The sequence below is a fragment of the Mycobacterium sp. genome, from assembly GCF_039583805.1.
Classification (GTDB): domain Bacteria; phylum Actinomycetota; class Actinomycetes; order Mycobacteriales; family Mycobacteriaceae; genus Mycobacterium.
On the sequence record NZ_JAVKSH010000033.1, the window covers coordinates 18,509 to 29,203 of the forward strand.

At 67.4% G+C, this 10,695-nt stretch carries 10 protein-coding genes; 2 read left to right on the forward strand and 8 right to left on the reverse strand.

The features are described 5' to 3' along the window. The 3 genes from ABDW21_RS06420 to ABDW21_RS06430 all read right to left on the reverse strand — a co-directional run. A partial coding sequence (locus ABDW21_RS06420) for a fumarate reductase/succinate dehydrogenase flavoprotein subunit (protein ID WP_343710196.1) occupies positions 1-1,800 on the reverse strand: 1,800 nt, incomplete at its 3' end. Positions 1,801-1,834: 34 nt separating this feature from the next. Further along, positions 1,835-2,656, reverse strand: coding sequence for a hypothetical protein (locus ABDW21_RS06425; protein WP_343600308.1), 822 nt, complete (start codon positions 2,654-2,656; stop codon positions 1,835-1,837). 75 nt (positions 2,657-2,731) lie between these two features. After that, positions 2,732-3,028 carry a hypothetical protein gene (locus tag ABDW21_RS06430; protein WP_343600338.1) on the reverse strand — a complete coding sequence of 99 codons (297 nt, stop codon included), beginning with the start codon at positions 3,026-3,028 and terminating at the stop codon, positions 2,732-2,734. Between the two features lie 372 nt (positions 3,029-3,400). On the opposite strand from ABDW21_RS06430, the gene nirB reads away from it, so the two are divergent. Further along, entirely contained in the window at positions 3,401-5,971 is a 2,571-nt protein-coding gene (nirB, locus tag ABDW21_RS06435; protein ID WP_343600306.1) for a nitrite reductase large subunit NirB, read from the forward strand. Between the two features lie 45 nt (positions 5,972-6,016). Further along, positions 6,017-6,394, forward strand: coding sequence for a nitrite reductase small subunit NirD (nirD, locus tag ABDW21_RS06440; protein ID WP_343600337.1), 378 nt, complete (start codon positions 6,017-6,019; stop codon positions 6,392-6,394). Positions 6,395-6,444: 50 nt separating this feature from the next. On the opposite strand, the gene ABDW21_RS06445 is transcribed toward nirD, so the two are convergent. The 5 genes from ABDW21_RS06445 to ABDW21_RS06465 form a co-directional block, all read right to left on the reverse strand. After that, a complete protein-coding gene (locus ABDW21_RS06445) occupies positions 6,445-7,587 on the reverse strand; it encodes a uroporphyrinogen-III synthase (RefSeq protein ID WP_343600304.1) in 1,143 nt (380 codons plus the stop codon). Continuing rightward, positions 7,584-7,985 carry a hypothetical protein gene (locus ABDW21_RS06450; RefSeq protein ID WP_343600302.1) on the reverse strand — a complete coding sequence of 134 codons (402 nt, stop codon included), beginning with the start codon at positions 7,983-7,985 and terminating at the stop codon, positions 7,584-7,586. The genes ABDW21_RS06445 and ABDW21_RS06450 overlap by 4 nt, the downstream gene beginning before the upstream one ends. 436 nt (positions 7,986-8,421) lie before the next feature. Next, positions 8,422-8,967 carry a GNAT family N-acetyltransferase gene (locus tag ABDW21_RS06455; RefSeq protein WP_343600300.1) on the reverse strand — a complete coding sequence of 182 codons (546 nt, stop codon included), beginning with the start codon at positions 8,965-8,967 and terminating at the stop codon, positions 8,422-8,424. Positions 8,968-8,993: 26 nt separating this feature from the next. After that, a complete protein-coding gene (locus tag ABDW21_RS06460) occupies positions 8,994-9,911 on the reverse strand; it encodes a 5-oxoprolinase/urea amidolyase family protein (RefSeq protein WP_343600298.1) in 918 nt (305 codons plus the stop codon). Positions 9,912-9,920: 9 nt separating this feature from the next. Then, positions 9,921-10,571, reverse strand: coding sequence for an allophanate hydrolase subunit 1 (locus ABDW21_RS06465; protein ID WP_343600296.1), 651 nt, complete (start codon positions 10,569-10,571; stop codon positions 9,921-9,923). Positions 10,572-10,695: the final 124 nt, after the last annotated feature.

Sequence of the window (10,695 nt, forward strand, 5' to 3'; positions counted from 1 at the left end):
GTCGCCGGTCCCGTCGTCACCGGTCCCGTCGTCACCGGCCCGGCACACCAGCAAGGTGTCGCGCCAGTTGGCGTCCATCCCAGGATAGTCGTCACGGGTATGCCCGCCCCGACTCTCGGTGCGCTCCAACGCCGCTCGGGCCACGCACTCGCTGACCATCAGCATGTTGCGCAGGTCGATCGCCAGGTGCCAGCCCGGGTTGTACTGGCGATGGCCTTCCACTTGCAGGTTGGCGAACCGGGTGCGCAGCTCCTGCAAGCGGGAGAGCGCCTCGGAAATCTCGTCGGCCTTGCGGATGATGCCGACCAGCTCGTTCATCGTGTCCTGTAGGTCGATCTGCAGCTTGTACGGATTCTCCGCCGGTGAGCCGTCGGTGGGTCCCTCGAACGGCGACAACGCCAGTTTCGCGGCGGCGTCGACCTGCCCGGCGGACACGGCCGGGCGGCTGCGCAGCGCCCGCACATAGTCGGCGGCGCCCTGACCGGCGCGCCGGCCGAACACCAGAAGGTCCGACAACGAATTGCCGCCCAGCCGGTTGGAGCCGTGCATTCCGCCGGAGCACTCGCCGGCCGCGAACAGTCCCGGGACCGTCGCCGCGCCGGTGTCCGGGTCGACCTCGATACCGCCCATCACGTAGTGACAGGTCGGCCCGACCTCCATGGGTTCGGAGGTGATGTCGACACCCGCGAGCTCCATGAATTGGTGATACATCGACGGCAGGCGCCGTTTGATCTGCTCGGGCCTCAGCCGTGACGCGATGTCGAGATACACCCCGCCGTGCGGGCTGCCCCGGCCGGCTTTGACCTCCGCGTTGATTGCGCGCGCGACCTCGTCGCGGGGCAACAGGTCCGGGGTGCGTCGGGCCGAGTCGTTGTCCTTGAGCCACTGGTCGGCTTCCTGCGCGGTTTCGGCGTACTGGCCTTTGAACACCGGCGGAATGTAGTCGAACATGAAGCGAGAGTTCTCCGAGTTCTTCAACACCCCGCCGTCACCGCGCACGCCCTCGGTGACGAGGATCCCCTTCACGCTGGGCGGCCAGACCATGCCGGTCGGGTGGAATTGGATGAACTCCATGTTGATCAGCGTGGCACCGGCCCGTAGTGCCAGTGCGTGACCGTCGCCGGTGTACTCCCAGGAGTTCGACGTCACCTTGAAGGACTTGCCGATGCCGCCGGTGGCCATCACCACCGCCGGCGCCTCGAACAGGATGAAACGGCCGCTTTCGCGCCAGTACCCGAACGCCCCGGCGATGGCCGGGCCGTCGTTGAGGAGTTCGGTGATGGTGCATTCGGCGAACACCTTGATTCGCGCCTCGTAGTCGCCGAGTTCGGCGTGATCCTCCTGCTGCAGCGAGACGATCTTCTGCTGCATGGTGCGGATCAGCTCCAGGCCGGTTCGGTCGCCGACATGGGCCAGCCGAGGGTAGGTGTGCCCGCCGAAGTTGCGCTGGCTGATCCTGCCGTCTTTGGTGCGGTCGAACAGCGCGCCGTAGGTCTCCAGTTCCCAAACCCGATCAGGCGCCTCTCTGGCGTGCAGTTCAGCCATCCGCCAGTTGTTCAGGAACTTCCCGCCCCGCATCGTGTCGCAGAAATGGGTCTGCCAGGTGTCCTTCGGATTGGTGTTGGCCATCGCAGCCGCGCAGCCGCCCTCGGCCATCACCGTATGCGCCTTGCCGAAAAGAGATTTGCACACAACCGCGACCCGCAGGCCGCGCTCACGTGCCTCGATGACCGCACGCAACCCCGCGCCGCCGGCACCGATCACGACCACGTCGTAGGAGTGCCGTTCGACCTCAACCATGAACCCTCACCCAAATCTGTGTCGAAATAGCTTGTCAGCCAATGAATCGCAGGTCGGATATGGTGCCGCTGGAAACCAGCATCACGTAAAAGTCGGTCAGCGCGAGCGAGCCCAGGGTGATCCAGGCGAACCTCATGTGCCGGGCGTTCAGCTCGGTCACCTTGGTCCAGATCCAGTACCTGACCGGGTGATTCGAGAAGTGCTTGAGCCGGCCACCGGTGAGGTGCCGACAAGAGTGGCAGCCGCCGGTGTAGGCCCACAGCAAGATGACGTTCGCCACCAAAAAGAGGTTGCCCACACCGAATCCGAAGCCCGACGGCGAGTGAAAGGCCAGGATTGCGTCGTAGGTGTTCAATCCCGCGAGCAGGAAGGCCACGTAGAAGAAGTACCGGTGGCTGTTCTGCAGGATCAGCGGGACCCGGGTTTCCCCGGTGTACTTGGCGCGTGGTTCGGCGACGGCGCATCCCGGCGGGGACAGCCAGACCGACCGGTAGTAGGCCTTGCGATAGTAGTAGCACGTGATGCGGAAGGCGAGCAGGAACGGTAATACCAGCATTCCCAACGGGATCCACGGCGGGAAGTGCCCGAGCCAGACGCCCAGATGGTGCGATCCCGCAACGCACGACGCGCTGATGCACGGCGAGTAGAACGGGGTCAGGTAGTGGTATCGGGGAACCCAGTAGCCGCTGCCCCAGAACGCGCGGATGGTCGCGTAGACGATGAATGCGGCCAGGCCGAGGTCGGTCGTCGCCGCCGACAACCACCAGCGGTCGGTGCGCAGGGTCCGTTGCGCCAGCTGGGCGCGGGTGGCCGAAAAGACACCGGTGGCAGGGCGGTTCGCCGTAGGTGCGCTCATCTGAAAGTGGTCCTCTTCACGTAGCCTCGTCGCAGCGTACTAAGACCAGAGAGCACCCGCAGCACGGGGGGTGCGTCAGGACCTGCCGTACCCCCCGACACCCTCATCGTCGACGTCGCGCCAGAACTCGGAGTCGTATTCCGTGTCGGGAATCGTGATCTTCTCGCCGATGGGGGGGACGGGGGCGCCGGCCAGTTCCAGTTCGCCGGCATCGATGTCGAGCAGTTCGACGTCGTTGAGAATCCGCTCGGCGTCGTTGACGATGCGCCGCATCGCCGGAGTGTCGCTGTATCGCGACTTCAACGAGGTCACGCACCGGCGCAAACCACCGATGAGGTTGTGCAGGTCGGCGAGTTCGGGGGGGCTCGACAACAGATCTCCCTGGGACGAAGGTGTCATAAATCACAGTACCCCACTGGATCGGAACCGGCTTGCCCGGCCGGAACGCGGCGGTCCGCGACCGCCGTGACCGCTCCCGCCGGCTCCGCGCGGACACGGTGTCGGCACCGGGGCCGAGGGCCACGCCGGCATGTTGCCCAGTCCACTCCTGTCACGGTTTGTGATCGCTGGCACTGCGCCGGCGCCGCGCGGGGCGAACATGAGCCGGTGACGCTGACAACTCACCTGCGCTTTCGGCGCCGGTGTCTGACCTCACAGCTGCCACCACCAGCGGTGAGATTCCCGTGATCGAGACGACACACCCCGTGAAACATATCGGCAATATCGCGTTCCTAATGTCGTGACATGGCCGCCGTAATTCCGCGCGCGACAAGCGACGTCGTCGTGGTCGGGCACGGCATGGTGGGCCACCGGTTCGTCGAGGCGTTGCGGGCCCGCGACGCCGGCGACGCCTGGCGGGTGACCGTGCTCGCCGAGGAATGCGATGCCGCCTACAATCGTGTCGGGCTCACCGGCTACACCGAGCACTGGCAGCGTGAGCTGCTGGCGCTGCCCGGCAACGACTACGACGGGGACGAGTCGGTCCGGCTGTGTCTGCGCAGCCGCGTCGTCGATATTGACCGGGCTGCCAAGCTGGTGTTCACCGCCGACGGCCTGCGGCACCGCTACGACGCGCTGGTCCTGGCGACCGGGTCCGCCGCGTTCGTCCCGCCGGTGCCCGGTCACGACCTGCCCGAGTGCCATGTCTACCGCACGCTTGACGACCTCGACGCCATCCGCGCCGACGCTCAGCGCACGCTGCACGCCGGCCACACCCGGGCCGGCGTGGTGATCGGCGGCGGGTTGCTGGGGCTGGAAGCCGCCAACGCGTTGCGCCAATTCGGCCTGCACCCGCACATCGTCGAGATGATGCCGAGGTTGATGGCTCAGCAGGTCGACGACGCCGGTGGCGCTCTGCTGGGCCGGATGATCGCCGAACTGGGCATCGACGTGCACCTCGGCGTCGGCACCGACTCCATCGAACGCGTCGAGCACTCGGACGGCGCCCGATCGGTGCGGGTGCTGCTCGCCAACGACGAGGTCGTCGACGCCGGCCTGGTGGTCTTCGCCGCCGGCATCCGACCGCGAGACGAATTGGCCACCGCGGCGGGCCTGAAGGTCGCCGAGCGCGGCGGTGTGCTCACCGACTTATCCTGCCGGACAAGCGATCCCGACATCTACGCGATCGGCGAGGTGGCCGCGATCGAGGGACGCTGCTACGGCCTGGTCGGGCCGGGCTACACCAGCGCCGAGGTGGTGGCCGATCGGCTGCTCGAGGGTGCCGCGGAGTTTCCCCAGGCCGACCTCTCGACCAAGCTCAAGCTGCTCGGGGTCGACGTGGCCAGCTTCGGCGACGCGATGGGCGTCACGCAGAACTGTCTGCATGTCGTCGTCAACGATGCGGTGAAGCGGACCTATGCCAAACTGGTGCTCTCCGATGACGCGAGAACCCTGCTCGGCGGCATCCTGGTCGGCGACGCCACCGCCTACGGCATGCTGCGTCCGATGGTCGGCACCGAGCTGCCGTGTGACCCGCTCACCCTGATATCGCCGGCTCAATCCGGCGACGGCACAGTAGCTTTAGGTGTGGGAGCGCTGCCGGATGCTGCCCAGATCTGCTCGTGCAACAACGTCACCAAGGGGGACTTGACCGCCGCAATCGAGGCCGGTTGCACGGATGTCGCGAGCCTGAAGGCGTGCACCGCGGCCGGGACATCCTGCGGCTCGTGCGTCCCGATACTCAAGCAGCTGCTGGAGTCCGAAGGAGTCGAGCAGTCAACAGCGCTGTGCGAGCACTTCAGCCAGTCTCGGGCCGAGCTGTTCGAAATCATCAGCGCGACAGAAATTCGCACGTTCTCCAATCTGCTGGATCGGTTCGGGACCGGAAAGGGTTGCGACATCTGCAAACCCGCCATCGCCTCCATCCTGGCGTCCACCGGGTCCGGGCACATCCTCGACGGCGAGCAGGCGTCCCTGCAGGACTCCAACGACCATTTCCTGGCCAACATCCAAAAGAACGGCAGTTACTCGGTGGTGCCGCGGGTGCCGGGCGGCGACATCAAACCCGAGCACCTGATCCTGATCGGCCAGATCGCCCAGGATTTCGGGCTGTACACCAAGATCACCGGCGGCCAACGGATCGACATGTTCGGTGCTCGCGTCGACCAACTGCCGGCCATCTGGAAGCGACTGGTCGACGCCGGCATGGAATCCGGCCACGCCTACGGCAAAGCGGTGCGCACCGTGAAGAGCTGCGTGGGTAACGACTGGTGCCGTTACGGGGTGCAGGATTCCGTGCAGCTGGCCATCGACTTGGAGCTGCGCTATCGGGGGCTGCGCGCGCCTCACAAAATCAAGATGGGTGTGTCGGGTTGCGCGCGGGAATGCGCGGAGGCGCGTTCGAAGGACGTCGGTGTGATTGCGACCGAAAAAGGGTGGAATCTCTACGTCGGCGGCAACGGCGGCTTCACCCCCAAGCACGCGCAGCTGCTCGCCGGCGATCTGGATGGCGAGACCCTGATCCGCTACGTCGACCGGTTCCTGATGTTCTACATCCGTACCGCCGACCGGCTGCAGCGGACCGCCGCCTGGATCGAATCCGTGGACGGTGGGCTCGACCACGTCCGCGACGTGGTGTGTGACGACTCGCTCGGTCTCGCCGAGGAATTCGAGGCCGCTATCGCGCGGCACGTCGCGAACTACCGGTGCGAATGGAAAGGCGTACTGGAGGATCCGGACAAGCTGTCCCGGTTCGTCTCGTTCGTCAACGCGCCCGACGTACCCGACCCCACGGTGGCGTTCACCGAATACAACGGACGCAAGCGCCCGGCGGCAGCGCAGCCGGTGCTCATCGGGATACCGCAGGTGCGAACGTAAACCGCAAAGGCAACGAGGAGGTTCTCGCTGATGCTACTCGACGACATGAACCGACGGCCGCCACTGTCCGAGCAGGCTTGGACGCCGGCATGCCGCTACGACTACCTGATCCCGGGGCGTGGCGTGGGCGTGCTCCTCGACGACGGCTCGCAGGCGGCGCTGTTCCGGCTCGATGACGGGTCCCTGCATGCGATCGGCAACATCGACCCGTTCTCCGGTGCCGCCGTGCTCTCCCGCGGACTGGTCGGTGACCGCGGTGGGCGAGCGGTCGTCCAGTCCCCGATCGCCAAGCAGGCGTTCGCTTTCGACGACGGCCGGTGCCTGGACGATCCCGAAGTCGCGGTGCCGGTATGCTCGATCCGGCTCGTCGACGGGATCGTTCAGGTGGGCCGCTGCGAAGTCGCTCGTTCCGCGGCCGCGTAGGCGCGGACCCGCCCCGCATCTGTGCATTCCGGCGGCCACCGGGATGGGCGTCACGCCGTCCCGGTCTGCTCGTCCACGGCCAACCGGTAGCCGCGCTTGAACACCGTCACGACGATATTTTTGTCGCCCAATGCGTTTCGCAACCGCAGCATTGCGGTGTCCACCGCGTGCGGATTGCTGCTGTTGCCGGGCAGCGTCCGCAGCAGTTGGTGGCGGCTGACCACCGTACCCGGCTGCTTGGCCAATGCGTGCAATGTCGCCATCGCGGACGGCGGCAGCGATGTGACGCGTCCGTCGATCACCACGCACGAGCCGCGGATTTCGAGGACATGACCTGCTGCGCTCACCACGCGTGATTTCAGCCGAGGCAACGTGTCGGTGATGTGGCGGGCCAGCGCTCCCAGCCGCGTCCGTTCCGGCGACCAGGTGGGGATGCCGAGACGCGCCAGTGGTTGCGCGGTCACCGGGCCCACGCACATCGAGCAGACGTCGGCGCGCAGCGCATCGAGCAGTTGGCCTTCGATGTCAAGGTCGCGAGCGCGCTGCAGTGTCGCCGCCACCGCTGGCGCCGAGGTGAAGCTGACTGCGTCGACGTAGCGTTGGGCGATGTGGGCGACCAGCCGGTCGAACTCTCCTGGCGGCGCCGGCGCCCACCGGTACACCCGGATAGGCACGAGATCAGCTCCAGCAGAACGCAGCTCGTCGATGAACTCGGGGAGGGGATCCCATTCCTCGGTGGCGCCGTGCAGCTGCAGGGCAATCCGCTGCCCGGCGACGCCGGCTTTGAGGAGGTAGTGCAGAACCTCACGCGAGGATTCGGATTGCGGTGTCCACCGTTCACGCAGCGTGACGGCGCGCAGCGCACCGGTCGCCTTGGGCCCACGTGAGACGATCAGGGAACCCGACAGCGCCGCGATCAGCGCGTTGGCCAGCCTCCAGCCTTGGGCGGCAGCGATCCAGCCCCGGAATCCCGTGCCGGTCGTCGCGATCAGGATGTCCGGCGGGCGGGCGATCAGCTCCTCGGTGTGACGGCGCAGCTGATCATCGTCGGGCAGAGCGATTTTGCGGATCGCCGCGGCAGCGCAGACCGTGGCGCCCTGCCGGCGCAGCAGCTCAGACAGCTCGTCCGCACGGTGAGACGCCGTGACGGCGACCCGGTAGCCGGCGAGGGGTGGCGAGCCCGGTTGGCTCATAAGAACTGTTTATTCTGGGCGGATTGCCCCGGCGTTACCGCGCAATTGCCGACGCGTTGCTTGTCCCACGTGCGGCGGCTTCGCCGCGGCTTGGGGCCCGGGCAGGCAGGACGCTGAAAAGGGGACGGCGGGCACAGATGGCCGAGGTCGGTGTCCACAACGACGACAGACAAGCCGGTAAAGCCCAGAACGCCGCCGCCGCTTACCCGTTCGAAAGTGTGCGTGTGACGAGGTGCCGCGACAATCGATGAGATCGTAGTGAACACGGTCCGGTTACCGAGTCCTGACAGCATGAACCGCCCGATGACGCCGACGACATAGCCGGTCATGGTGATCCGGCTGCCACCCGGCCGATCGGCGAGCCGGCCACCATAGATCCGCGACGGCATCACCATCACGTGTGCGGCAGCGCTGGCCGCTGCCCGGCACCCGAACGGTCGCGCCGGCACGTTCGTCGGGGGTTGTCGCCCTGGGTAAGTCCCCCGGGGTGACGGGTGTGCTCACCGAACGTGAAACTGTGGCGAAAATCGGGGCTGATTTTCGCAATGGCTTCACGTTCGGTGAGGGTGGGGCGAGCACACGGTCGGACCCTGAGGCCCACACGGGTCACGCCTGCCTCGTGGGTCAGCACCGGAGAACCGGGGTCGTGGTGACCGCCTCACGGTGCGCGACAGGTGATCCATGTGGCCTGTGTGACCCGCGGTTGACCGGTCCTGCCGGACGACCCCCGACCCAACTCCCCGGCGAGACCACCAGGGCATCGAAACCAGGCATCGAAACCAGGCACGGGCACCACCGTGCGCGTTCTGAGAGGGCAGGTCCGACGGGTTGCTACTACCAGACGTCGCCGTCGCGCCAGTCGCACATCAAAGCGGCGGTGTTGTCCAGGCTGATGCCGACCGGAAGCACGAACACCGAGCCGTCGTCGTCGGGAGTTCGCGACGGCCCGGTGGGCGCCAGCACCGAGGTCGGACCCCGCCACGCCAGCCAGCCGCGCACCGCGAACAGGCTACGGCCGCGGGCCGTCGAGCTCAGCGCACCGATCTGGTAGGCGCCGTGGATCACCTGCTCGCACGCGTCGAGAACGGCGATCCCCAGTCCCTGGCCGCGCCAGTCCTCCCGCACGGCCACCGCTTCGACGTAGCCACACCGCAGCGCGCTGCCGTGGTAGATCAACCGCCGTTGCACCACCGCGCTGTGCGCGACGATCATGCCGTGATGCCAGATCAGGGCGTGCATCCCGCCCAAAGCGTGGTCCCAGTCGGCGTCGGTGAAGTCCCCGGCGAACGCGTCGCTGATCATGCGATGCGCGCTGGCGAGGGTCTCGCCGTCGAGATCCGCGGTGTGTACCAGGCGGGCGGTGTGGACCTGGGTGCGCACACTGCCGGTTTACCAGGTCGGCCGGTTTACCAGGTCGGCCGGCGTCTCGTCACCGGAGTCGAAGCAGACGCCAGTGCCGCGCCGGAGCGCGACCAGTGCAGGCGCACATACTGGCCGGGCCGCACCTGGGCTACCTTGTCGACGTCGTCGTCGGCGATCACGCCGACCACCGGATACCCGCCGGTAATCGGGTGATCGGGGCCGAGGATCACCGGTAAACCGTTGGGCGGCAGCTGGATTGCGCCACGGGTTGCACCTTCGCTGGGGAGTTGCCGGTCCGGCCAGCGGAGGCGCAGCGGGCGTCCCTCCAACCGCATGCCCACCCTGTCGCTGCGGTCGGAGGCCATCCAGATGGTGTGCACCAGGGCGTCGTGATCGACGAGCCAGTCGTCGCGCGGCCCGGGCACGACCTGCAGTTCCACCAGATGCCGCGCGATCGTCGCCACCGGGGCCTGCTCGAGTTCCGGGTAGCCGGCGGTGTGCTCGCCGACCGGCAGGACGTCGCCGGGCCGAAGCGGCAGCGGACCGATCCCCGACATCACGTCGTAGCTGCGGGAGCCCAGCACCGGCGTCGCGTCGACGCCGCCGCGAACCGCCAGATAGCTGCGCAACCCCGACACCGGGGTGCCCAGCGCTATCACGTCGCCGTCTTTGACGTGGTGAATACTGTTGGTGCCAAATGGAATTCCATTGACAGTGGGGATGGTGTCGGCGCCTGTCACCGCGATGTCGGCGCCGCCGCCGTGGACCCGGGTCGACAAGCCACCGAAGGTGACCTCGATGGTGGCACGGTCGGCGGGGTTGGCCACCAGCCGGTTGGCCAGTGTATGGGAACGTCGGTCCGCGGCCCCGGACCGGCTGACGCCGAGATGGGCCACGCCGACCCGGCCCAAGTCCTCGACAAGGGCCAGCGGCCCGGTCCGCAGAATTTCCAGGGTTGTCACGACGGCCTCCTACCCGGCTCGGAACCGCACCCACATGCCCGGCGTGAGGAGCGCCGGCTGCGGCCGGTCGATGTCCCACAGCACCGCCTCGGTGTGACCGATCAACTGCCAGCCGCCCGGCGACCGGCGTGGGTAGATCCCGCTGAACTCGTCGGCCAGCGCAACGGCGCCGGCCGGCACCGACGGCCGCGGCTCGGCTCGCCGCGGCACCGCCAGCCGCGGATCGCCGCCGACCAGGTAGGCGAAACCCGGTGCGAAACCCGCGAATCCGACCCGCCAGGGCTGCGCCGTGTGTGCGTCGACGACCTGCGCGGTGGTCAGCCCGGTACGGTCGGCGACCTCGGCGAGGTCCGCGCCGTCGTAGACCACGTCGATCACCACGTCGATGTGCCCGTCCGCCGGTGTGGTCGCTGTCGGCTCGGGGTTGACCCGCAACGTCTGTAACTGACGCCGTGTGACGTTCTGGTAGCGGGGTCCGGCGAGCTTGACCAGCACGGTGCGGGAGGCGGCGACGACGTCGAGGACGCCGGGCAGCGCGGCGTCCCGCAGCGCGGCCGTGCACGCCAATACGTCGGCGCTGCTGTCGAACTGCAGCAGCAGCGCCTGATCCCCGTAGTCGAGAACGGTGTTCGTCTCCCGGAGGTCCATCGTCACGCTCATTACTCGACGGTAACCGCGGGTGCGGGCGGTCGCGAGTGGTTTTCGAGCACTGCCAGAGGTGCCTTAGCAAAGACTCAGAACCGCCGTCCCCAGGCCTGATCAGCCCAGGCCTGATCAGCCCAGG